We start from the raw sequence: 21805 nt of genomic DNA, 5'->3' as shown, positions 1-21805 counted from the left end.
TCGATATGGTCCGACCCCGAACCCGGGGCGAGCGCAACCGGCCCCGGCCCGAGCCTCGAACACCCGCCCGGCCGACACTCCCTCGTCGCCCGCTCTGACCCCGACCCGCACGAACCGGCAACACGCCCCCGAGCCTGCGCCATGCACCGGCTGTCGTCGCCGCCGCCCTGCACCTGCACCCACCCTCAACACGCCATCAAACCCACCACCGACTCCCGCCCCTCGTCGCTGCCGCTCAGACCCGACCCGAACGCACCGTCAACCAGCCTCAAAGATCGAGAATCGGGGCTCGGCGGCGTCTGGGCACCTTGAACAGCCTGGCTCGTCCGCGGCGCTACTGCGGCGGGGCCGCTTGCAGTGCGGCGACCATCTCGGCGACGAGTCCTCCGGTCTCCTCGATCGAGGAATCGGACAGGGCCGGCGAGCCGATGACCGATCGCATGAGGCCGATGCCGAGCAGCAGGCCGCCGATGAGTTCGGCACGCAGCCCGGCGTCGGGACCCGGCAGGCGTTCGGCGAAGTCGGCCAGGTACTCGTCGCAGACCTGTTCGCGCAGGTGGGCCCGCACCTCCGGCCGTCCGGCCGAGCGGAGCATGACGAACAGGGGGTGCTCGGCGCCGGGCGCGGTGCGGTCGGTGAAGACGATCTCGCGCAGCAGCTCGCCGGCGAGCGCCGCGGGGTCGCGCCGCCCGTCGCGGCCGAGGCCCTGCGGTACGTCCACGCGGACCGCCTCGTCGAACAGGGCCTGCTTCGAGCCGAAGTAGCGGAAGATCAGCGTCGCGTCGACCTGGGCGTCCGCGGCGATGTCGCGCACGCCGGTGCCGTCGTAGCCGTGCTCGGTGAAGCGCCGGCGGGCCGCTTCGAGGAGGGCTGTCCGGGTGGCCGCCTTGTCGCGGCGTTTGGGTTCGCTCATGAAGTCAGCATAAGTCATCAGTTGTTGACTTATCGAGCGCCTCACGCTAGCTTTGTCATCGACTGCTGACTTATGAAGAGAGGCGCTGATGCCATGCGCACCTACGTGATCACCGGTGGCACCGACGGGATCGGCAAGGGGCTCGGGCTGCATTTCCTGTCCCGCGGCGACCGCGTCATCGCCGTCGCCAGCAACCCCGCCAAGGGCCGCGCCTTCATGGCGGAGGCCGAGCGCCTCGGGGCCGCCGGCCGCGCGCGGTTCCTGCGAGCCGACCTGAGCACCGTGGCGGGGATGCGGTCCGCCGTCGCCGAGGTCGAAGCCGACCTCGACGTCCTGGACGGACTCGTGTTCGCCACCCAGCGCTTCCAGGCCCGCCGCGAGGAGACCGCCGACGGACTGGAGTACACCTTCGCCCTGTCCTACCTCAGCCGCTTCGTCATCGGGCACGAGCTGACCGGGCTCCTCGACCGCGCCGCGGCCCCCGTCGTGCTCAACCTGGCCGGCCCCGGCGGGCTGCCCGGCCGGATCCACTGGGACGACCCGCAACTGCGGCGCGGCTACAGCGGGAAGACCGCCGCGATGCAGGCGTCGCGATGCAACGACCTGCTCGGCGTCGGCTTCCCGCGCAGCCATCCCGGGACGAAGATCCGCTACGTCCTCTACAACCCGCTGTTCGTCAAGACCGGCATGGCCGACCCGCTGCCCCAGCCGATGCGGGCGGTCACCAAGACCCTCGCCTTGCTGCTGGCGCAGCGGGTGGAACGGGCCGTCGTCCCGATGGCCGCCCTCATGGACGACCCGCCCGCCGAACCGGTCTCGGCCTTCCGCCGCGGCAAGCCGCTCCCGCTCACGGGCAAGGACTTCGACCCCGAGGCCGCCGACCGGCTCCACCGGCTCACGCTCGAGATCCTGAACGGGTGAGCGGCTGCATCGATCAGCTTGCGGCGCAACCGGCTCGGTCAGGCGCGGACGGCTTCGAAGGTCCAGATCGAAGCGTCGGCGGCGAGCTCGGCGTCCTCGTCGTAGTCGCCGTACACGGCGACGTCGGTGAACCCGGCCTCGCGCAGGAGCATCCGGAACTCCTGGGCGCCGAAGCAGAGCATGGGGCTGTTCTGGAGCTGGGTCTCGACGAGGCGGCCCTCGCGCCACAGCTCGTAACGGAGCCAGCGGACGACGCGCTGGTTCACCTCGTCGAGATCGACGTGCATGGTCTGGAGGATCAGGAGCTCCGAGTCGCCGTCCTGCCAGTGGCGCAGCGCGCCGGGTCCGGTGAGGAGCCGGGGCGGAGGGACGTCGACGAAGAGGCGGCCCCCGGGGCGCAGGCTCTCGTGCATGCACCGGAGCGCCCGAACCGCGGCATCGCGGTCGGGCACGAGCACGATCGAGCCGGTCGGGACCAGGATGGCCTCGTACACACCGGGTTTCGTGTACGCGGTCATGTCGCCGATGAAGACGTCGGCTTCGAGGCCCGCGGCGGCGAGGTTGTCGCGGCAGATACGGAGCATGTGCTCGGAGGTGTCGTAGCCGGTGACGCGGAGGCCGTGCCGCAGCAGCGGGACCAGCATGCGGCCGGTGCCGACGGCCGGCTCCAGGATCTCGCCGGTGACGGCGCCGAGGCGGCGCGTGTAGAACTCGACGTCGCCGCCGAGCGACCTGCCGGCGGGCTTGTCCAGTTCGTAGACGCGGGCGGAGAGTTCGCCGTAGTCCCAGTCGGCGCTGCGCGCTCGTCGCGTCACGGGGTCTCCGATCGTCGTGGTGGAGGTGAGCCTAGGACGCACGGCACTGAGCCGCAAACGCTTTACGTACCGGCGTCGGGCCCTTGCCCGACCCGTCCTGCGATACCGCCAAGCGCCGGTACGAGCGGGTCGGATGCCGAGTCGTCGGCGAGCAGGTGCACACGGTCGTCGCATAGCCAGAACGCGTTGCAGCGCACCGGGGCCGCGGCGATGCCGCGGCCCCGGTGCGGGTGTTCGGGGTCAGGCGGTCCACTCGGGGTCGCGGCCGAGGTATCGCAGGAGGGCGGTGACCGCGTCGTCGCCGTCGGCGGGCGCGAGCGCGGGGGCGTAGGCGCCCCAGGCGCGCAGCGGCTCGACGATCTGCTTGGCGGCGACGAGGATCTCGCTTGCGGCCCAGGGCGAGAGCGGCTGCGGCCGGCCGGTGGCGACGGCGATGTCCCAGGCGTGGACGGCGGCGTCGAGGGCGCAGGCGCCGACGCCGGTGACGGCGTCGAGGACGTTGGGAGGCACCGGCACCGGGACCTCGGCGGCGTCAGCGGCAACAGTGGCCCACGCGTCGGCCGCGGCGGTGATCGCGACCGTCGTGAACGCGACCGGGTCCTCGATCGGCTCGCCGGAGGGCGCGAACGGGTTCCACGACGGGCCGTCGCCGCCGGTGATCGCGGCGGCGAAGCCGAGCTGGTCGCCCGCGGCGTGCTGGAGGACCTGCGCGACGGTCCACTCCGAGCACGGGGTGGGGCGGTTCCAGTCGTCCGCCCCGACGCCCTTGACGGCGTCGAGCAGCGCGGTGTGAGCCTCGGCCAGCAGGTTCCATTCGGTGGTCATGTCGCGTCCCTTCGGGGTTCGGAACGGTCCGGGGGACCGCCTCATGATCCAAGCATAGCAGAAGGGAACGTTCCATTCCAGTTTTCAGCCGGGATTTTCTCGCGCTCTTCGGCCGCTGCTCCCCCAAGAGCCCGGGCCGGACTGTCGGACCCGCGCGGATACTGGCGGGATGCGTGCTGGCCGCCTGGTGTCGATGATGCTCCTGCTCCAACAGCGCGGGCGGATGACCGCCGACGCGCTCGCGGCGGAGCTGGGCGTCTCGGTGCGCACCGTGTACCGCGACGCGGAAGCGCTTGCGGGCGCGGGGATCCCGATCTACGGGGAGAGCGGGCGTGAAGGCGGCTACCGGCTCGTCGAGGGGTACCGGACGCGGCTCACCGGAGTCACCGAGGGCGAGGCCGAAGCCCTCGCGCTCACCGGCGTGCCGCAGGCCGCGACCGATCTGGGGCTCCAGACCGAGCTGGCCGCACTGGAACTGAAGCTCTCGGCGGCGCTGTCGCCGCAGCAGCGGGAGCGGGCCGAGCGGGCGCGGCGGCTGTTCCACCTCGATGTGGTGGCCTGGTTCCAGCGGTCCGAACCGGTACCGCTCCTGGCGCTGGTCGCGAACGCCGCATGGGAGCAGCGGACCGTCCGCGTCCGGTACCGGCGGTGGAAGGAGCCGCGCGAGATCGAACGCGACCTGCGCCCACTGGGACTGGTGCTCAAGGGCGGCCGCTGGTACCTCGCGGCGTCGCAGGGGACGGGACCGGCGCTGCCGTACAAGGTCGCGAACCTGTTGAGCGCCACGAAGACGGAGGAGCCGTTCGAGCGGCCCGCGGACTTCGACCTGGCCGCGTGGTGGGCCGGCAACCTCGACGCCTTCGACGCCCGCCGCTACCGCGGGACCGCCGTGGTCCGCTTCTCCCCCGAGGCCGTCGAACGCGCCCCGGACAACCTCGACGCGGACACCGTGGCCGCCGTCCAGGAAGCCGACCGCGACGAACACGGCTGGGCCGTCGCGACCATCCCCATCGAGACCGAGTGGAACGCCTCGGGCGAGCTCATGAAACTCGCCGGCGTCGAAGTCCTCGAACCGGCCTCGCTGCGGGCCATGATGCGCGAACGCGCACAAGCGGTCCTCGACCTCCACGCCTGAACGGTCCCGCTGCGGGCCAGGATGTGCGAGCATGCGCCGCCGGTCCTTGATCTTCACGCCTCGCGGGGCTCGCTGCGGGCCGCGAATGCTCGGCGGCGTGCACCGGGAGCGCATCTCGGGTGGCCGCACCGCTCGATGTCGGACCCCGGTGCCACCCTTGCATCGGGGTCTGCGGAACCGACACCCCCGACCTCGGGGAACGGCTCTGGGCAAGCGTGTCGGACCCGAGTGTCACCCTTGCATCGGGGGGTTCACTGCCGCGACATCCCCGACCCCGGGGGCGGTGCCTCATTCATCTTGCGGCGCAAGGTGAACGCCGTGGCGGCCGTCATGATGGCGCAGAAGGCGCCGAGCACGTAGAAGCCGTACCGGATGTGCGTGGCGTCGGCGACCGCTGCGACCAGGACCGTCATCGCCGCACTCAAGCCCAGGCCGGCCGCGTTCACCGCTCCGAAGAGGCGGCCGGCGCGACGCTCGGGGACGGAGCGGAGCAGGATCGAGCGCATGCCGACCCGCGAAAGTCCGACCATGAACGCCGCGGGCGGGACCGCGAGCAGCAGCACCGCCAGGTGCAGCGGCAGCACGAACGACACCAGCGCGCACCCGATGCCGCCGGCGACCGCCGTCCGGAACTCGCCGAAACGGGCGCTCAACCGCGGGTACAGCGCCGCGGCGACGCAGAAGCCCAGGCCCGCCAGCGCGTCGACGATCCCGTACACCCCGGCGCCGCGGTCGAAGGCGTCGTAGACGAGGACGATCAGCGTGGTGTTGCTGACCATGATCATGGTCTGGCCGCAGGCGTAGAGCAGGCCGAGCCGCACCAGCGGCGCGCCCGGCACGCCGTCGGCGGCGGCCGCGCGGTCGGCGGTGTCGCTGCGGACGGGGGCTTTTCGCATGGCCCACAGGGCGACCGCGGAGGCGAGGAAGGTGACGCCGTTGAACATGAACAGCGGCGTGGTCCCGACGTAGTGGATGAGGATGCCGCCCGCGGCGGCGGACAGGAGCAGGCCGGCCTGCATCGCCATCTCGTAGTGGGCGCTGAAGCGGGCCGTGCGGGCGGGGTGGACGCGCTCCTTGATGAGGGCGTTGCTCGCGGGCATGAACATGGCCGAGAGCAGCGAGAGCGCGAACGCGGTCCCGTAGGCGACCGGTCCGGGGTCGCCGCCGGTGAGGATCCAGACGGGGAGGAACGCGGCCGCGGCTGCGCCGGCGAGGTCGGCGATGAGGCAGAGGGTGCGCCGGTCGAAGCGGTCGGCGATCGTGCCGAACCACAGCGACAGCAGTGCGGGCGGGATCGAGACGAGGATGTAGAGCCAGCCGACGGCGAGCGCGCTCTGCCCGGTGGTGAAGATCAGGACGGCGGCGGCGACGAGCTGGATGCCGTTGCCGAGGCTGGTGATGAACGTGGCGGGCAGGAGCAGGCGCTCGGCCCGGTTCCGGGGCGGCACGGCCGCGGGGGCGGGGCGGGCGGCCTGGGCGGTGGTCGTCATGCCGATGAGGATGCGGCAGGTTCACTGACAAAGTGTGTCAGTGAATGGCAGTAAGGTGAGTCACAGATCCTGTCGTGGGGCGGCCGGGGAGCCTGCTGCCGGGACAGCGCGGCCGGTCGCGGCGGTTCCTGGTGCCGCTCAATTCCGGGGACGCCGGTCCACCGGTTCGACGGCGCGGGACTCGCCCGCGATGCGCTCGTCCACGAACGCGACACTCGGCGCGTACTTCGCCACGGCGGCCGCGAGGCGCCGGGCCGCGGCCGGGGTGAGGCGCACGCTGCGCGCGGAGAGCATCGAGCCGAGGCGGATCGGCGAGCCGTCGGGGCGGTGCTCGCGGCTCGCCAGCTCACGCGCGGTCGGCTCCTTCCGGGAGACCTGGTACCAGTCGCCGGTCTTCTCGACGCCGACCTGCGTCGTCCATCCCGGAACGAACCCGAGCCAGCGGATCCTCCTGCGCCACAACACGATCCGATGGACCTCGCTCCACGGCACGTCGACGTCCGGCACATCGCGCCGCAGGTAGAGCCCGCCGACCTCTTCGTACAGCCGCAGGCCGCCGGGCCCGAGCGTCGCGGCCGCAGGTCCGGCGAAGAGGTTCCACGCCTTCATCGCGGACCACGCGAGCAGCGGCACCGCGAAGACGAGCACCCCGACCCAGGCCGGGGCGGTCCGGTCCTGCCCGGTCTGGTGGTCGCGGTACTCGACGGGTTCGCTGCCGGCGCTCGCGAGCATCCACGGGAGGGCGGCGACGAGCGCGATGGCGACGGCGAACAGGACGAGGTCGTGCGGCCGCAGCCGGTCGGCCACGGCGGTCTCCTCGCGGGAGTCTTGCGGCGGCATCATGAGGCGGGTCCCGGGGTCGGAGGCAGGGGCGTCCCGATTCTGCCACCCCGGTGCCGCCGGCGGGAACGCCGAAGGGCGGGCCGCGATACGGGCCCGCCCTCGGAAGCGTCGGTCCTAGTCGGCGGCGAGCCGGGCCAGCCGCTCGGGCGTGGGCCACTTGACGTCGGTGACCCAGCCGGCCTGCTCCATCAGCCGGATCACCCTCGCGGAGGTGTCGATCTGGCCGCGTTTGACGCCGTGGCGGGCGCAGGTCTGGTCGGCGTGGTGGGAGTTGTGCCAGGACTCGCCGCCCGAGAGCAGCGCGAGCGGCCAGAAGTTCGCGGCCCTGTCGCGGCTCTTGAAGGGCCGCTCGCCGATCATGTGGCAGATCGAGTTGGTCGACCACGTGGCGTGGTGCAGCGCCGAGACGCGGACCAGGGCCGCCCAGAAGAACGCGGTGGCCGCGCCCTGCCAGGACATCGTGATGAGGCCGCCGAGCACGGCCGGGAGCGCGAAGGTCGCGACGGTCCAGACCCAGAACAGCTTGTCGATCATGACGAGGTCGCGGTCGCGGAGCAGGTCCGGGGCGAAGCGCTCCTCGTTGGTGGTGTTGCGCGGCTCGAACATCCAGCCCATGTGGGCGTGCCAGAAGCCCTTCGTGAGGGCCCAGGCGGAGGTGCCGAACAGCCACGGCGAGTGCGGGTCGCCCTCCTTGTCGGAGAACGCGTGGTGGCGCCGGTGGTCGGCCACCCAGGTGATGACCGGGCCCTGCACGGCCATCGAGCCGAGGATCGCCAGCGCGATCTTCACGGGCCGGTTCGGCTTGAACGAGCCGTGCGTGAACAGGCGGTGGTAGCCGACGGTGATGCCGTGGAGGGTCAGGAGGTAGAAGCCGACCGTCAGGGCGATGTCGGTCCACGAGAGGAGCCCGGTGGACCAGGCGAAGGGGACGGCGGCGGCGAGCGCGGCCATCGGGACGAGGAGGAAGAGGTAGACGAGGGACTGGCGTCCCGCGTCGCGCTTCTCGCCGTGGATGGGCCGGGGTCCGGCCTTGGGTGCGGCCGGGACCGGGGCGGTCGGAGTCAATGTCGCCATCGCGGACCTCGCTTTCGATTCGTCCCTTCTATCGTGGGCGCGCGGGCGTGGAAACGCAGTGGGGCGGATCGGTGCTTTTCGGACTGCGGGCGCCCCCTGCCACAGGGGGTGTACGCCTACCGGGTGGCCGTGCTGCCGTGCCTGGATGCGATGGGCGCGGGGCGGGCGGGCCGCGTCGCGGCCCGCCCGGGGGGCTCAGGCTCCCGTGTACTCGGCGAGGTGCTTGCCGGTGAGGGTGTCGCGGCGCTTGACGAGTTCGGCCGGGGTGCCTTCGAAGACGATCCGGCCGCCGTCGTGGCCGGCGCCGGGGCCGAGGTCGATGATCCAGTCGGCGTGGGCCATGACCGCCTGGTGGTGCTCGATGACGATCACGGACTTGCCGGAGTCGACGAGGCGGTCGAGCAGGCCCAGGAGGTTCTCGACGTCGGCCAGGTGGAGGCCGGTGGTCGGCTCGTCGAGGATGTACACGCCGCCCTTCTCGCCCAGGTGGGTGGCGAGCTTGAGGCGCTGGCGCTCGCCGCCGGAGAGGGTGGTGAGCGGCTGGCCGATCTTGATGTAGCCGAGGCCGACGTCGTGCAGGCGCCGGGCGATCTTGTGGGCGGCGGGGATCTTCGACTCGCCTTCGGCGAAGTACGCCTCGGCCTGCGCCACCGACATGCCGAGGACTTCGCTGATGTCCTTCCCGCCGAGCTTGTACTCCAGGACTGCGGACTGGAACCGCTTCCCTTCGCAGTCCTCGCAGGTGGTCGACACGGAGGCCATGATGCCGAGGTCCATGTAGACGACGCCGGCGCCGTTGCAGGTCGGGCAGGCGCCTTCGGAGTTGGCGCTGAACAGGGCCGGTTTGACGCCGTTGGCTTTGGCGAACGCCTTGCGGATCGGTTCGAGCAGGCCCGTGTAGGTGGCGGGGTTGGACCGGCGCGAGCCCTTGATGGCGCTCTGGTCGATCGCGACCACGCCTTCCTGGCCGGCGACCGACCCATGGATCAGAGAGGACTTCCCGGAGCCGGCGACCCCCGTGACGACGGTGAGGACGCCGAGCGGGATGTCGACGTCGACGTTCTGGAGGTTGTTGTCGTTCGCGCCGCGGACGGCGAGCTTCCCGGTGGGCTGGCGCAGCTCGGCCTTGAGGGTCGCGCGGTCGTCGAGGTGGCGGCCGGTGAGGGTCCCGGAGGCGCGCAGGCCCTCGACGGTGCCTTCGAAGCAGACGGTGCCGCCCTCGGTGCCCGCGCCGGGGCCGAGGTCGACCACGTGGTCGGCGATGGCGATCGCCTCGGGCTTGTGCTCGACGACGAGGACGGTGTTGCCCTTGTCGCGCAGTTGGAGCAGGAGGTTGTTCATCCGCTCGATGTCGTGGGGGTGGAGGCCGACGGTGGGCTCGTCGAACACGTACGTGACGTCGGTGAGCGAGGACCCGAGGTGGCGGATCATCTTGGTGCGCTGGGCCTCGCCGCCCGAGAGGGTTCCGGAGGGCCGGTCGAGCGAGAGGTAGCCGAGGCCGATCTCGACGAAGGACCCGAGGAGGTCGCGCAGCGCCTTGAGCAGGGGCTCAACTGAGGGGTCCTCGATGCCGGCGACCCATTCGGCGAGGTCGGAGATCTGCATCTTGCAGGCGTCGGCGATCGACACGCCCTTGATCTTGGAGGACCGGGCCTCGGGGCCGAGCCGGGTGCCTTCGCACTCGGGGCAGGTCTGGAAGGTGACGGCCCGCTCCACGAACGCGCGGATGTGGGGCTGCATCGCCTCGATGTCCTTGGACAGCATGGACTTCTGGATCTTGGGGATCAGGCCCTCGAAGGTGACGTTGATGCCTTCGGCCTTGATCTTGGTGGGCTCCTTGTAGAGCAGGTCGTGGAGCTCGCGCTTGTTGTACTTCTTGATCGGCTTGTCGGGGTCGAAGAAGCCCGAGGCGCGGTAGATCCGCCCGTACCAGCCGTCCATGGAGTACCCGGGGATGATGATGGCGCCTTCGTTGAGGGACTTGTCCTCGTCGTAGACGGCGGTGAGGTCGAAGTCGTTGACCGAGCCGACGCCCTCGCAGCGGGCGCACATGCCGCCGAGCCGGTTGAAGGTGGCCTTCTCGGCGATGGTCTTGCCGCCGCGCTCGACGGTGATCGCGCCGGAGGCCGAGACCGAGGGCACGTTGAAGGAGAACGCGCCGGGCCCGCCGATGTGCGGGTCGCCCAGGCGGCTGAACAGGATCCGCAGCAGCGCGTTCGCGTCCGTGACGGTGCCGACGGTGGAGCGGATGTTCGCGCCCATGCGCTCCTGGTCGACGATGATCGCGGTGGTGAGGCCCTCGAGGACGTCGACGTCGGGGCGGGCGAGGGTGGGCATGAAGCCCTGCACGAACGCGCTGTAGGTCTCGTTGATGAGCCGCTGGGACTCGGCGGCGATCGTGCTGAACACGAGCGAGCTCTTGCCCGAACCCGAGACGCCGGTGAACGCGGTGAGGCGGCGCTTGGGGAGGTCGACGCTGACGTTCTTGAGGTTGTTCTCGCGGGCGCCCTGCACCCGGATCAGGTCGTGGCTGTCGGCTTCCGCGGGTGTCTTCTTGCTGGTGGCCATGGTCGTTGAGGTCTCCATCCGGTTCCGGGGCCGAAACGGCCCGCCGCCGAGATTACCGGCGGGGACCGACGGCCCCGGATCTGCTTACGACTAGCGCCCCGTCTACTTACGAGGCTGGTTGAACCGGAGCATGTTGCCGGCCGGGTCGCGGAACGCGCAGTCGCGCACCCCGTACGGCTGGTCCATCGGTTCTTGGAGGACGTCGGCTCCGGCGGCGCTGATCCGCTCGAAGGTGGCGTCGACGTCGTCGGTCTCGAAGATGACGCCGCGCAGCAGGCCCTTGGCGAGGAGCTCGTTCATGGTCTGCCGGTCGGCCTCCGAGGCGTTCGGGTCGGCGAGCGGCGGTTCGAGGACGATGTTCACGTCCGGCTGGTCGGGGGAGCCGACGGTGACCCACCGCATCCCCTCGAAGCCGACGTCGTTGCGGACCTCCATGCCCAGGACGTCCCGGTAGAAGGCGATGGCCTTGTCGTGGTCGTCGACGGCGATGAAGCACTGGGAAAGGTTGATGCTCATGGGACCAACCTACGAGGCTCCGGAGGGCTTCGCTTCTCGATTCCTGACCGGCCTGGTGTACGCCTTCGCGATGCACGCCGGGATCGACGCGCCGTCGTCGTGGTTCCGGGCCCGGTAGGCGCTCGGGCTCTCCCCCACCAGTTCGGTGAACCGGGTCGAGAACGTGCCCAGCGAGGTGCAGCCGACCGCGAAGCACACCTCGGTCACCGACAGGTCGCCGCGCCGCAGCAGCGCCTTCGCCCGCTCGATGCGCCGCGTCATGAGGTACGAGTACGGGGTCTCGCCGTACGCCGCGCGGAAGCTCCGCGAGAAGTGCCCGGACGACATGAGCGCCACCTTCGCGAGCGCGGGCACGTCGAGCGGCTTCGCGTAGTCGCGGTCCATCATGTCGCGGGCCCGGCGCAGCCGGACGAGGTCCTCCAGTTCCACGCCCCAACGATCGCACAGTCCCCCGACGCTCCGCCGGGCCAGGGCCTGTCCTGTACGTCAGGGCGAGGCCGTTCGCTCGCTCGCGAGGCGGAGGGCCCCGCGGACATCGGTGTTCGGTGACAGCGGCGATCAGACCGTGCTGATGCACCGGGCGGGCGCTAGTTCCCCTCGAGGTAGGCGAGGACCGCCAGGACGCGGCGGTTGTCGTCCTCGGACTGGCCGAGGCCGAGCTTGCGGAACACGTTCGCCGAGTGCTTGCCGACGGCCTTCTCGGTGATGTAGAGGGAGGCGGCGATGGCGGCGTTCGTGCGGCCCTCGGCCATCAGCCCGAGGACCTCGTGCTCGCGCGGGGTGAGCGCGTCGAGGCGGTTGGCCTGCTTGCCGAGGAGCCGGGCGACGACCTCCGGGTCCATGGCGGTGCCGCCGGCGGCGACGCGCCGGAGCGCCTCGATGAACTCGCCGACGTTGGAGATGCGGTCCTTGAGCAGGTAGCCGACGCCGCCGCGGCGGTCGCCGAGGAGTTCGCGGGCGTAGAGCTGCTCGACGTACTGGGAGAGGACGAGGATCGGCAGGGCCGGGATGTGGCGGCGGGCCTCGATGGCGGCGCGCAGCCCCTCGTCCTTGAACGTGGGGGGCAGCCGGATGTCGACGACGGCGACGTCGGGGCGGTGCTTGAGCAGCGCGGCGGTGAGCGCGGGTCCGTTGTCGACGGCTTCGACGACGGTGAAGTCGTGCGCTTCGAGCATCCGCGTGAGGCCGTCTCGCAGGAGTGAGTGGTCTTCGGCGAGGACGACGTCCATGGAGCCTCCTTCGATTCGGGTTCCGGGCTCAGCGGCCGGCCGCGCGCCCATTGTCGTCGCCCGACGCGCCGACCGAGAGGGCGGGGATGGTCAGGGTGACGGTCGTCGGTCCGCCCTCGGGGCTGTCGAGGTCGAGGGTGCCGTCGAACGCGGCGAGGCGCCGGCGCACCCCGTCGAGGCCGCCGCCGGGCGCGATGACCGCGCCGCCGCGGCCGTCGTCGCGGATCTCGACCTTCACGAGGCCGTCCACGTGCGTGACGACGATCTGCACCTGGCCGGCCAGGGCGTGCTTGGTGATGTTGGTGAGGACCTCGTTCGTCGCGAAGTACACGGCGGCCTCGACCGGGGCGGGCAGCCGCTCGCCGAGCCGGTCGACGACCGAGACCGGCAGCGGGTGGTCGAGGGCCATCGCCTGGAGCGCGCCGGTGAGGCCGCGGTCGGCGAGCACGGGCGGGTGGATGCCCCGCACGAGCTGGCGGATCTCGTCGAGCACGTCCGAGCAGGTCTGGCGGGCCTCGGAGACGAGGCCGACCGCCTGCTCGGGCCGGTTCTGGTGGAGCAGCTCCTCGGCCATGCCGAGGGTGAGGCTGAGGGCGGCGATCCGGGCCTGAGCGCCGTCGTGGAGGTCGCGTTCGATCCGCCGCAGCTCGGCGGCGGCATGGTCGGTGGCCTGGTCGCGGGCCTGGCGCAGCTCCGAGACGCGGGCGGTGAGCAGGGCCTTCGCGGTCGGGCCGAGCAGGAGCACGCCGAGGTGGGAGTACCAGCGCAGGAACAGCTCGCCCCAGCGCCACCAGGCGACGCCGCAGCCGAGCGCGAGCGGCACCAGCAGCAGGGTCTTCATCGGGGTGTCGAAGTCGTAGAACCCGAAGTCGTTCACGACCGGGTTCGGCGACGCCCGGAAGAGCGTCACCAGCAGCACCGGCTGCACGAGGTAGTAGACGGCGACGCCGAAGACGCTCAGGTAGAGCAGGTTGACGAGGAACCCGAGGGTCGCGTCGATCGCCAGCCACGCGAAGTCCCGCCAGGTCGCGGCCTCGCGGACGAGCAGGAGCGCCTGGTGGTCGATGCGGGCGCCCTTGGGCCGCTCCCGGTAGGGCACCGGGATGACGACGCCGAGCTGCTCTCCTATGATCCGCCGCTGCGCGTTGGCCCAGACGCGGATCGCGAGGAAGACCGCGACCGCGACCGGTATGCCGATCCAGAACACCACGAGGACCCCGGTGGCTATCGCCGCGACCAGGAGGGCCGCCGCTATGAGCGTCAGGCTGAAGCGCAGGACCGACCAGCCCGGAAGGGCCAGTCGCCGCGTGATGGGATTGGCCGGCATCGACATGGTGGGGCAAGCCTACCCTCACAACCGCCGCGACCTGCGACGCGACCTGCCGCGCGAACAGAACGCTAGGCTGGGGCGGCGAAAAGGGGGTTCGGCATGAGGTCGTGGGCGCTCGTCACGGGTGCGTCGTCGGGCATCGGCGCGGCCTTCGCGCACCAGCTCGCGGCGCGGGGCATGAACGTGGTCGTCGTCGCCCGCTCGGGCGCCAGACTCGAGGCGCTCGCCGCGCTCCTGCGGGAGCGCCACGGCGCCGAGGCCCTGGTCGTCGTGCAGGATCTGGCCCGGCCGGGCGCGGCCGAGCGGGTCGGCGCGGCCGTCGACGCCGCCGGGATCACCGTCGAGGTCCTGGTCAACAACGCCGGGATCGGCGCGTTCGGGCGCGACACCGCCATCGGCGCCGACTTCGGCCGCGACACCGCGATGGTGAACGTGGTCGCCGTCGTCGACCTCGTCAAGCGGTTCCTTCCGGCGATGTGCGAGCGCGGCAGCGGCGCGGTCGTGAACGTCGCGTCCATGGCGGGCTTCCAGGCGCAGCCGTACATGGCGCTGTACGCGGCCACGAAGGCGTTCGTCGTGAACTACAGCCTCGGGCTGTGGGCCGAGACCCGCGGGACCGGTGTGAAGGTCCTGGCGGTCTGCCCCGGGCCGGTGGACACCGGCTTCCCGATCGCGAACGGCATCAAGTACGACCGGCGCCGCCTCGGCTGGCTCCTGGCCGACCCCGAGCGGATCGTCCGGCAGTCGCTGCGGGCCCTCGACCGCGACCGCGGCTACGTCGTCCCCGACGCGCGGAACTGGCCGGAGGCGCACCTGATGCCCCGGCGCCCGCGCAAGCTCATGACCCTCCTGATCGGACTGGTCCTCAAGCGGTTCGCGGACTACCAGCTCAAGTAGGGCCCCGCCGGAGCGGGGCCCTGTCGGCTACTCGGCGCGGATGTCGTCGAAGTGGACGGTGCCGGTGGCCTGCGACCCGCCGTACCCGAGGTACAGGTAGAACGCGGAGACCTCCGCCAGGTGCTCGGCGTCGAGCAGCTCGCCGGCGTGGCCGGTGTCCCACGGCGCGGGCCGGAAGTCCGCGAACGGCGCGGTGACCTCCTTCGCGGCGGTGTCGCCGAGGCCGACGTTGTACTCGAAGTAGGCGCCCTTGGCGACGATCTGGAACGTGGCGCCGTTGGTCGAGCCGTCGCCCTGCATCCAGACCACGAAGCGGCTGAACGCGGTCCAGTCGGCGACCACGGACTTCCCGATGCCGGTGTAGCCGGCGCCGGTGAAGTCGTAGGAGTAGGCCAGGCCGTAGTCCCCGCCGCCCTTGCGGTCGGCCGAGTGGGCGGTCGTGTTGGCGTTGACGTGGCTGTACGCCTCGCTGAGCGACTGGTCGTCGCCCGCGTAGCCCTCGAAGTCGTCGACCCAGCCGGGCGGGAGCGGCACGACCTCGCCGAGGAGCACGTCGGCCGTGTCGGTGAGCGTCCGGCCGCTGCGCAGCTTGGCGCTCACCGCGATCGTGACCTTGCGGTTGTCCAGCCAGGACGGATCGATGTCCCAGGTGCCGGAGTAGTAGCCGGCGTCGTCGAGGCGCAGCGCCACCGGGGCGCCGCCGTCGATCGCATACGTGACCTTCCGGGCGGTCCCGGCGGTCAGGCGCACGCGGATCACGGCCTGGGGCTCGGTGATGCGCTGGCGGTCGGTGGGGGTGGCGAGGTGGAGGAACGGCGCGTTGGGGACGGCCGCGGTGCGGGCGTCGTAGACGCCGTCCAGATCGGACGCGAAGAGGGAGTACGGGTCCTGGTGGTAGGCGACGAAGTCCGGTTCGAGGGCGTGCCCGGGGAAGGGCACGTACGCGCGGTTGGTGCCGCCGAAGTTCGCCCAGGTGAGCATGTGGGAGACGCGGCTCGCGGCGGGGTCGGCCTTGAGGGCGGCGAGGAGGTCGGTGAACCAGGTGAGGTCGCGTCCCTCCTCTCCGGACTCGCCGAACTCGGTGAACGCGGGGATCTTGCCGCGTTCTTCGGCGAGGCCGACGACCATCGCGAGGTCCTCGACCGTGGCGGCGAGCCATTCGGCGGAGCCGGCGGTGGAGTCGTAGGCGTCGTAGCCGAGGACGTCGACGAACTCGTCGCCCGGGTAGGTCTTGAGGTAGTTCGTGGGGTCGCCGCCGAAGCTCGAGTTCGGCGAGTACGAGTAGAGGAGGTTGCGCACGCACTTGCGGTCGCGCAGGTACTCGACGGTGTAGCGGAAGATCTCGATGAACTCGGCCGAGGTGGTATGCCCGGCGCCCCACCAGAACCAGCCGCCGTTGTTCTCGTGGAAGGGCCGGAAGATGACGGGGATGAGGGTGCCGTCGGCGCGCTGGGCGCCCTTGACGCCGGCCGCGATGCGGTCGAGGAACTCGTTGTACTCGGCGTGCTCGGAACCGCCCGGGAGGATCTGGCTGACCACGCGCCCGGCGGTGTCCCAGAAGTTCCCGCCGGTCACGAAGTTGTAGAGGTGGGCGCTGAGGATGTTGATCCCGCCGCGGGCGTCGCTCTCCTTGAACGCGTGGCTGAGCGCCGCGATGTTCTCCTCGACGGTGCCGCCGTAGACGCCGGGCTTCTGGAAGCCGTTGAGGATGAGGGTGTCCCAGCCGAACACGGCCGGGTAGTCGCCCGTGACGGCCTCCACATCGGACGCGTAGCCGTCCATCTCGGTGAAGGTGAACCCGTCGGAGAGGGAGTGCTCGTGGCCGAACATGATCCCTCGGCCCTGGGTTTCGCGCAGGTACTGGAACAGGGCCCGGGTCTCGCGGGTGGCCTTGTCGTCGACGAGGTCCACGGGGGTGGGCCGGCCGGCGGCGGATGCCGGGACCGGCAGGCCGGCCACGGCGGCCGCGGCGGCGCCCATGGCGATGACCGCGCGCCTCGGCGCACGGGGGGAGGAGTCTGGCACTTGCGTCTCCTTCGACACGCTGAGCCCTCGCTGGAGGGGTTGGACCTGGATCAACGGACAAACAGGCACTGAATCGGTTAAGCGATCCTCATCATAGACATCGGAATATGTCGATGTCAACGCGTGGCGATGAGGTGGTCGCCGTCGTGATCGACGCTGAATCGGTTCTGATCGTCCAGTGCAGACGGAACCGCAGGCCCGGGCACGCGACAGGGGCGGCGGGAGACCCCGCCGCCCCTGCGCGATAGGCGTTCTAGTCGAGGACGCGGGCGATCGAGAGCCCGTCGTAGCCCTTGACGCCGACGGTCTGCATGACGGTGCCCTCCAGCTTCGGGTTCGCGGCGACCTTCTCCAGGTAGGACCGGACCCCCTGCACGTTCGGGTCGCGGCTGAGCCCGTCGGCGACGGCCCCGCCGCGCACCACGTTGTCGGCGATGATGAGGCTCCCCGGCCGGGTCATCTCGAGCGCCCAGTCGAGGTAGCGGGGGTAGCCGCCCTTGTCGGCGTCGATGAACACCATGTCGAACGGGCCGACGCCCTCCTGGGCGAGCTTCGGCAGGGTCTCGGCGGCGGCGCCCACGCGGATCTCCACGGTGCCGACGAGTCCGGCGCGCGCGACGTTGCCGCTGGCGACCTCGGCGTGCCGCGGGCTGTACTCGAGGCTGATCAGGTGCCCGTCCGAGGGCAGCGCCCGCGCCATCCAGATCGCGCTGTAGCCGCCGAGCGTCCCGATCTCGAGGATCCGCTTGGCGCCCAAGGTCTTCGCGAGCAGGTAGAGGAGCTTGCCCTGCGCGGGCGAGATCGAGATCGGCGGCAGCCCGGCCTTCTGGGCCGCGGTCGTCACCCCGGCGAGGACCTCGTCCTCACCGACCAGCAGCGATCCGAGGAACGCGTCGACTTCGGTCCATTGCCCCTGGCCCATTGCTTCGCCCCTTCCGACGGGTCCGAGAACGTCGATGAAACGCTATCACCGCCCCCTGACCGGACTCGCTCCGTTAAATTCGGACTTTCCAGTCGAGTGGGACGAACGCGCTATCAGGCCGCCCGCGTCGCGGGCCGGGAATAGTACCGCGAATGGGTGAAGCCGGTTGTTGTAATTACGACATCGACGGATGCTCGACAGTGGCCTTTTGTCGGATTTTGCCCCTGAATCAGCTGAACGCGCCGGGCTCGGTCTTGCCGATCGTCGTACGGTGCAACGGCTTGAATGATAGACCTGAATCACGACTTGTTCGCGGCCGCGAAACCGGCTTCATCCGGTGCGGCGGCGGGCTGGAACGACGGCCGGCTTCGGGGGAGCCCGGTCGCACACTGGGGGGTAACGCTATGAGCATGGCACGATCGGCGACTGTCGATATCGGCACCACCATGCGGCTCGTCGCGCCCGATTTCGCGACGGTGAGTGTGCGCGCGAGTCTGCGATACGACCCGGACGACCCTTACGCGGTCTGCGTGATGTTCCATCCGGACGGGACGGACGCCGACCAGGTGGCCTGGTCGTTCTCCCGCGAACTGCTCGCGAAGGGGCTGGAGGAGCCCACCGGCATCGGCGACGTGCGCGTCTGGCCCTGGACGACTCCGCGGGGGGAATCGGTCGCCCTCGCCCTCTCCTCGCCCGACGGCAACGCCCTCTTCGAGATCAACCGCGGCGTGGTGCAGCGCTTCCTCCGCCGGGCCTACAGCCTGGTCCCCCGCGGCCGGGAATCGGGTTACGTCGACATGGACACGACCCTCACGAAGCTCCTGGCCGGGGGTGTCTTAGCGCGGCCTCCCAGCCCTGCCGACGACCGCGAGGGCGGACCGGGTCTCCGGTCCGCCCTCGCGGTGCTCCGGGCGCTCTCAGCCGCAACTGCGCGCCTTCGCGTCGCCGCGGCTGCCGCGTGGATCGCGCGTCCTGTCACTCCGGGTGGTTGTGCGCGTCGCCGCCGATGAGGAACGGCTCGGTGATCCCCTCGTAGACCAGGTGCGCGACCAGGCCCTCGGCGGCGTGGGGCAGGTTGTGGCAGTGGTCCATCCAGATGCCGGGGTTGTCGGCCTCGAACGCGATCTCGTAGGTCTCGCCGTCGCCGACCTCGAGCGAGTCGATCCACCAGGGGCTCCCGGTCGCGGCGACGCCGTCGCGGGAGAGCACCACCGCGTGGTGGCCGTGGAGGTGCATCGGATGGGACTCGCCGCTGTCGTTCGTGATCCGCATCCGCACGATGTCGCCGTACGCGACGGTGAACATCGGAACGTCGGGGAACAGGCCGCCGTTGACGGTCCACCAGACCCCCGGCCGGCCGTCGAGGAACCCGGGGCGGCGGCCGATGCCGAACGCGAACTCGCGGTCGGGCGCGCCCGGATCGAACCCGATCCCCCGCGGTGATCCATAGTGGAGCAGATCGAGGACCTCCTGCGGCCGTTCGGAGGCCGCGGTCGTGCCGTCGCCGACGAGGAGCGCTGCCGTGGCGCCGAGGTTGACGCGGACGGGGCCGCGCGCGGGCACGGTGAACTCGAGGTCGTTCCGGCCGCCCGCGGCGACCATGACGGTGACGTCCTCGACCTCCGCGGGCTCGTGGAGCCCGGTGCCGTCGACGGCGGCCACGCGGAACCGGGCGCCGTCGACCCACACCCGCATCACCTCGAAGTCGGTGTTCACGATCCGGACGCGGACGGTGTCGCCCGGCGCGGCGGCCACCCGGTCCACGCCTTCGCGGCCGTTGACGGTCCGCCGCCCGTCGTAGTGGTGCACGAGCGCCACCGCGTCCACGTCCGCGGGCGGGCCGGAGGCGGGCGTGATGACGAGCGGCCCGAGCAGGCCGCCGCGAACCTGCTCGTGGGAGACCTGGTGCGAGTGGTACCAGAAGGTGCCGACCTGGTCGGCGAAGAAGCGGTAGACGAACTCGCCGCCGGGGCCGACGGCGTCCTGGGTGACGCCCGCGGCGCCGTCCATGGCGCCGGGCACGTCGACGCCGTGCCAGTGGAGGGTGACGCCGTCGGGGACGGACTCGTTCAGGAGCCGGACTTCGATGAGCTGGCCGTGCTCGGCGCGGATCTCCGGGCCCGGGGAGGAGCCGTTGAGGGTGTAGCCGTCGACGCGCCTGCCGGAGGCGAGGGTGAACTCCCGCCGCTCGGCGGTGAGGGTGACGCGCACGTCGGCTTCGAGGCCGTCGGGCACGGTGAGCGCGTCCACCGCCTGCGGGGCGGTGGACGCGTCGTGGTCGGGCCCGCCGCCGCGGTCGTGGTATCCCATGTCCGTGACCGAGTAGGCGTCGGGGAGCAGGCTGGAGTGCCAGAACCAGGCCACGGGGCCCAGGACCGCGACCGTCGCGGCCACGGCCGCGAGGATCTTGGCGCGTCTACTGAGTCGCATTCCCGGTCACTGGCTCCGAGGCGGGCTTGCGGGCCCGGATGCCGGCCATGAGGGCGCCGCCGTAGATCAGGAACGCGTTCAGGCCGTGGAAGAGGCCGAGGATCGCGGCCTCGTGGCCCCACAGCCCGAGGAAGACCTGGAGGACGATGAGGACCAGGAGGACGAGGGCGCGGACGATCCCGCCCCTGACCTTGGCGAAGAACGACACGATCAGGAGGATCAGCGCGAGCGCGGGGATGACCATCATGCCGTTCATGCCGTGGAGCATGAACCCGAGCGCCTCGTCGAACGGCGGGGCCTCCTCGCTCTGCAGCACCGCCGAGTCGAGCACGCCGCCGCCGTCGACCCAGACGTAGAGGCCGGCGACGGCCCAGACCATGACCGCCGCCTGGATCGCGACCTCCACGGCGATGATGAACGCGAGGATGCGGTAGAGAAGTCTCATCAGTGTGCCCTTCTGGCCGAGTTCAGGGACCCGTACTGAGGGTGATGATAAGCACACGATGGGTATCGAAGTTCGCCGAAATCGCCGAGCGGCGCGGCGAAAAGGCGGACCGGAGACCCGTTCGCGGGGCCGTGTCGCCGATCGACCATCCCGGCCGGCTTGTCGGACCCGGCTGTCAGGGTTGTCGAATCGGGGCCCGCCGGTTGCCCGTTTTGCCCGGACCCTCCCGTGACGCCCGGTCAGCTGCGCAGCAGCGCCGCCGTCTGGGCGGCGATCTCGCCTTCCTCGTTGGTCGGAATGACCATCACCGTGATCGGCGAGTCGGGTGTGGAGATGACCGGCCCGCCCGCGGCGTTCGCGGCCTCGTCGAGGTCGACGCCGAGGGCGACGAGGGACCCGAGGGCCCGGGCGCGCACTTCGGCGCTGTTCTCGCCGATGCCGGCGGTGAACGCGATCGCGTCCGCTCCGCCGAGCGCGGCGATGTAGGAGCCGATGTACTTGCGGATCCGGTAGCAGTAGATCTCGAGCGCCGTCTGCGCGGCCCGGTCGCCCGCCGCGGCGGCCCGCTCGATCGCGCGGTTGTCGCTGTGCCCGCTGAGCGCGAGCATCCCGGACTGCTTGTTCAGGGCCGCATCGAGGTCGGCGAAGCTGGCGCCGGTCCGGCGGTGCATGTGGAAGACGATCGCCGGGTCGATGTCGCCCGACCGCGTCCCCATCACCAGGCCCTCGAGCGGGGTGAGGCCCATCGACGTGTCGATCGAGCGGCCCCGCTCGACGGCGGTCACGGAGGCGCCGTTGCCGAGGTGCGCGACGATCACGTTGACCTCCTTGGGGCTCTTGCCGAGCATCTCGGCGGCCTTTCGGGAGACGTACGCGTGGGAGGTGCCGTGGAAGCCGTACCGGCGCACCCCGTGGTCCTCGCGCCACGACGAGGGCACCGCGTACAGGTGGGCGCGCTCGGGCACCGTGGCGTGGAACGCGGTGTCGAACACGGCGACCTGCGGCAGTTTCGGGAAGAGCTTGCGGGCGGTCCGGATGCCCTCGAGGTTCGCGGGGTTGTGCAGGGGCGCGAGCGCCGAGAGCTCGTCGATGGCGCGCTCGACCTCGTCGTCGACGACGACGGGCTGCACGAACCGCTCGCCGCCGTGGACGACGCGGTGCGCGACCGCGATGAGCCCGGCCTCGGCCAGCGGCGTCCCGTGCTCGTCGAAGGCCGCGACCATCGCCTCCAGTCCGGCGGCGTAGTCGGCGAAGCGGCCCTCCCGCTCGGTCTTCTCGCCCGCGTGCTTGTGGGTGAGGACGGAACCGGACTGTCCGATGCGCTCGATCAGGCCCGAGGTCGACGCCTCCATCGTGTCGCCGTCGACCAGCTGGTACTTGATCGACGAGGAACCGGAGTTGATCACCAGGACCGGTGCGCTCATGGC

At 71.2% G+C, this 21805-nt stretch carries 19 protein-coding genes and 1 pseudogene; 4 read left to right on the top strand and 16 right to left on the bottom strand.

The window, feature by feature from the left end:
* Positions 1 to 334: 334 nt before the first annotated feature.
* Positions 335 to 913 carry a TetR/AcrR family transcriptional regulator gene (locus GFD30_RS03345; RefSeq protein ID WP_153023756.1) on the bottom strand — a complete coding sequence of 193 codons (579 nt, stop codon included), beginning with the start codon at positions 911 to 913 and terminating at the stop codon, positions 335 to 337.
* Between the two features lie 93 nt (positions 914 to 1006).
* Between GFD30_RS03345 and GFD30_RS03340 the strand changes: the two genes are divergently transcribed.
* Positions 1007 to 1834 carry an SDR family NAD(P)-dependent oxidoreductase gene (locus GFD30_RS03340; protein ID WP_153023755.1) on the top strand — a complete coding sequence of 276 codons (828 nt, stop codon included), beginning with the start codon at positions 1007 to 1009 and terminating at the stop codon, positions 1832 to 1834.
* Between the two features lie 38 nt (positions 1835 to 1872).
* Here the strand turns inward: GFD30_RS03340 and GFD30_RS03335 are convergent, their stop codons facing one another.
* On the bottom strand, positions 1873 to 2649 hold the full coding sequence (locus GFD30_RS03335) for a class I SAM-dependent methyltransferase (protein WP_322632905.1): 777 nt from the start codon (positions 2647 to 2649) through the stop codon (positions 1873 to 1875).
* A 240-nt stretch (positions 2650 to 2889) separates the two neighbouring features.
* Positions 2890 to 3474 carry a TIGR03086 family metal-binding protein gene (locus GFD30_RS03330; RefSeq protein ID WP_153023753.1) on the bottom strand — a complete coding sequence of 195 codons (585 nt, stop codon included), beginning with the start codon at positions 3472 to 3474 and terminating at the stop codon, positions 2890 to 2892.
* Positions 3475 to 3643: 169 nt separating this feature from the next.
* Between GFD30_RS03330 and GFD30_RS03325 the strand changes: the two genes are divergently transcribed.
* Complete coding sequence (locus tag GFD30_RS03325; RefSeq protein WP_153023752.1) at positions 3644 to 4609, top strand: helix-turn-helix transcriptional regulator; 966 nt, start codon at positions 3644 to 3646, stop codon at positions 4607 to 4609.
* A gap of 251 nt (positions 4610 to 4860) precedes the next feature.
* Here the strand turns inward: GFD30_RS03325 and GFD30_RS03320 are convergent, their stop codons facing one another.
* The 8 genes from GFD30_RS03320 to GFD30_RS03285 all read right to left on the bottom strand — a co-directional run bounded on the left by GFD30_RS03320 (position 4861) and on the right by GFD30_RS03285 (position 13656).
* On the bottom strand, positions 4861 to 6099 hold the full coding sequence (locus GFD30_RS03320; RefSeq protein WP_153023751.1) for an MFS transporter: 1239 nt from the start codon (positions 6097 to 6099) through the stop codon (positions 4861 to 4863).
* Positions 6100 to 6237: 138 nt separating this feature from the next.
* Complete coding sequence (locus GFD30_RS03315; RefSeq protein ID WP_153023750.1) at positions 6238 to 6942, bottom strand: hypothetical protein; 705 nt, start codon at positions 6940 to 6942, stop codon at positions 6238 to 6240.
* A gap of 114 nt (positions 6943 to 7056) precedes the next feature.
* Complete coding sequence (locus GFD30_RS03310) at positions 7057 to 8016, bottom strand: acyl-CoA desaturase (protein WP_153023749.1); 960 nt, start codon at positions 8014 to 8016, stop codon at positions 7057 to 7059.
* A gap of 195 nt (positions 8017 to 8211) precedes the next feature.
* Complete coding sequence (locus GFD30_RS03305) at positions 8212 to 10584, bottom strand: ATP-binding cassette domain-containing protein (protein WP_194201828.1); 2373 nt, start codon at positions 10582 to 10584, stop codon at positions 8212 to 8214.
* Positions 10585 to 10686: 102 nt separating this feature from the next.
* Positions 10687 to 11100, bottom strand: coding sequence for a VOC family protein (locus GFD30_RS03300; protein WP_153023747.1), 414 nt, complete (start codon positions 11098 to 11100; stop codon positions 10687 to 10689).
* Between the two features lie 9 nt (positions 11101 to 11109).
* Positions 11110 to 11487 carry a helix-turn-helix transcriptional regulator gene (locus tag GFD30_RS03295; protein ID WP_153023814.1) on the bottom strand — a complete coding sequence of 126 codons (378 nt, stop codon included), beginning with the start codon at positions 11485 to 11487 and terminating at the stop codon, positions 11110 to 11112.
* A 200-nt stretch (positions 11488 to 11687) separates the two neighbouring features.
* On the bottom strand, positions 11688 to 12329 hold the full coding sequence (locus GFD30_RS03290) for a response regulator (RefSeq protein ID WP_153023746.1): 642 nt from the start codon (positions 12327 to 12329) through the stop codon (positions 11688 to 11690).
* Between the two features lie 28 nt (positions 12330 to 12357).
* Positions 12358 to 13656: a sensor histidine kinase gene (locus GFD30_RS03285; RefSeq protein ID WP_194201827.1), complete on the bottom strand. Its 1299-nt coding sequence runs from the start codon at positions 13654 to 13656 to the stop codon at positions 12358 to 12360.
* 102 nt (positions 13657 to 13758) lie between these two features.
* On the opposite strand from GFD30_RS03285, the gene GFD30_RS03280 reads away from it, so the two are divergent.
* Entirely contained in the window at positions 13759 to 14556 is a 798-nt protein-coding gene (locus tag GFD30_RS03280; RefSeq protein ID WP_153023744.1) for an SDR family NAD(P)-dependent oxidoreductase, read from the top strand.
* A gap of 27 nt (positions 14557 to 14583) precedes the next feature.
* Here the strand turns inward: GFD30_RS03280 and GFD30_RS03275 are convergent, their stop codons facing one another.
* Together GFD30_RS03275 and GFD30_RS03270 are read right to left on the bottom strand one after the other, a co-directional pair.
* The gene (locus GFD30_RS03275; RefSeq protein WP_322632903.1) at positions 14584 to 16581 is read right to left on the bottom strand and encodes a glycosyl hydrolase; all 1998 of its coding nucleotides are present in this window, start codon (positions 16579 to 16581) and stop codon (positions 14584 to 14586) included.
* Positions 16582 to 16834: 253 nt separating this feature from the next.
* Entirely contained in the window at positions 16835 to 17503 is a 669-nt protein-coding gene (locus GFD30_RS03270; protein WP_153023743.1) for an O-methyltransferase, read from the bottom strand.
* A gap of 404 nt (positions 17504 to 17907) precedes the next feature.
* On the opposite strand from GFD30_RS03270, the pseudogene GFD30_RS03265 reads away from it, so the two are divergent.
* A pseudogene (locus GFD30_RS03265) lies at positions 17908 to 18333 on the top strand (SsgA family sporulation/cell division regulator); the annotation flags it as partial.
* Positions 18334 to 18478: 145 nt separating this feature from the next.
* Here the strand turns inward: GFD30_RS03265 and GFD30_RS03260 are convergent.
* The 3 genes from GFD30_RS03260 to GFD30_RS03250 all read right to left on the bottom strand — a co-directional run bounded on the left by GFD30_RS03260 (position 18479) and on the right by GFD30_RS03250 (position 21802).
* Positions 18479 to 19933, bottom strand: coding sequence for a multicopper oxidase family protein (locus GFD30_RS03260; RefSeq protein WP_153023741.1), 1455 nt, complete (start codon positions 19931 to 19933; stop codon positions 18479 to 18481).
* A complete protein-coding gene (locus tag GFD30_RS03255) occupies positions 19920 to 20378 on the bottom strand; it encodes a DUF6220 domain-containing protein (RefSeq protein ID WP_153023740.1) in 459 nt (152 codons plus the stop codon). Before GFD30_RS03255 ends, GFD30_RS03260 begins: the two co-directional genes overlap by 14 nt.
* Before the next feature lie 239 nt (positions 20379 to 20617).
* Positions 20618 to 21802: an acetate/propionate family kinase gene (locus GFD30_RS03250; protein ID WP_153023739.1), complete on the bottom strand. Its 1185-nt coding sequence runs from the start codon at positions 21800 to 21802 to the stop codon at positions 20618 to 20620.
* Positions 21803 to 21805 lie beyond the last annotated feature (3 nt).

This window comes from Glycomyces albidus (genome assembly GCF_009451885.1).
Lineage (GTDB): Bacteria > Actinomycetota > Actinomycetes > Mycobacteriales > Micromonosporaceae > Glycomyces > Glycomyces albidus.
The sequence above is the reverse complement of the archived record's forward strand: the minus strand, read 5'-3'. Positions and strand labels throughout refer to the sequence as shown.

Coding starts and splice junctions, on each gene's coding strand:
- GFD30_RS03295 (WP_153023814.1), bottom strand. CDS start 11,487: ATGATGGACCGCGACTACGCGAAGCCGCTCGACGTGCCCGCGCTCGCG.
- GFD30_RS03340 (WP_153023755.1), top strand. CDS start 1,007: ATGCGCACCTACGTGATCACCGGTGGCACCGACGGGATCGGCAAGGGG.
- GFD30_RS03305 (WP_194201828.1), bottom strand. CDS start 10,584: ATGGCCACCAGCAAGAAGACACCCGCGGAAGCCGACAGCCACGACCTG.
- GFD30_RS03285 (WP_194201827.1), bottom strand. CDS start 13,656: ATGCCGGCCAATCCCATCACGCGGCGACTGGCCCTTCCGGGCTGGTCG.
- GFD30_RS03250 (WP_153023739.1), bottom strand. CDS start 21,802: ATGAGCGCACCGGTCCTGGTGATCAACTCCGGTTCCTCGTCGATCAAG.
- GFD30_RS03315 (WP_153023750.1), bottom strand. CDS start 6,942: ATGATGCCGCCGCAAGACTCCCGCGAGGAGACCGCCGTGGCCGACCGG.
- GFD30_RS03310 (WP_153023749.1), bottom strand. CDS start 8,016: ATGGCGACATTGACTCCGACCGCCCCGGTCCCGGCCGCACCCAAGGCC.
- GFD30_RS03280 (WP_153023744.1), top strand. CDS start 13,759: ATGAGGTCGTGGGCGCTCGTCACGGGTGCGTCGTCGGGCATCGGCGCG.
- GFD30_RS03325 (WP_153023752.1), top strand. CDS start 3,644: ATGCGTGCTGGCCGCCTGGTGTCGATGATGCTCCTGCTCCAACAGCGC.
- GFD30_RS03290 (WP_153023746.1), bottom strand. CDS start 12,329: ATGGACGTCGTCCTCGCCGAAGACCACTCACTCCTGCGAGACGGCCTC.
- GFD30_RS03260 (WP_153023741.1), bottom strand. CDS start 19,933: ATGCGACTCAGTAGACGCGCCAAGATCCTCGCGGCCGTGGCCGCGACG.
- GFD30_RS03255 (WP_153023740.1), bottom strand. CDS start 20,378: ATGAGACTTCTCTACCGCATCCTCGCGTTCATCATCGCCGTGGAGGTC.
- GFD30_RS03270 (WP_153023743.1), bottom strand. CDS start 17,503: ATGGGCCAGGGGCAATGGACCGAAGTCGACGCGTTCCTCGGATCGCTG.
- GFD30_RS03330 (WP_153023753.1), bottom strand. CDS start 3,474: ATGACCACCGAATGGAACCTGCTGGCCGAGGCTCACACCGCGCTGCTC.
- GFD30_RS03300 (WP_153023747.1), bottom strand. CDS start 11,100: ATGAGCATCAACCTTTCCCAGTGCTTCATCGCCGTCGACGACCACGAC.
- GFD30_RS03320 (WP_153023751.1), bottom strand. CDS start 6,099: ATGACGACCACCGCCCAGGCCGCCCGCCCCGCCCCCGCGGCCGTGCCG.
- GFD30_RS03345 (WP_153023756.1), bottom strand. CDS start 913: ATGAGCGAACCCAAACGCCGCGACAAGGCGGCCACCCGGACAGCCCTC.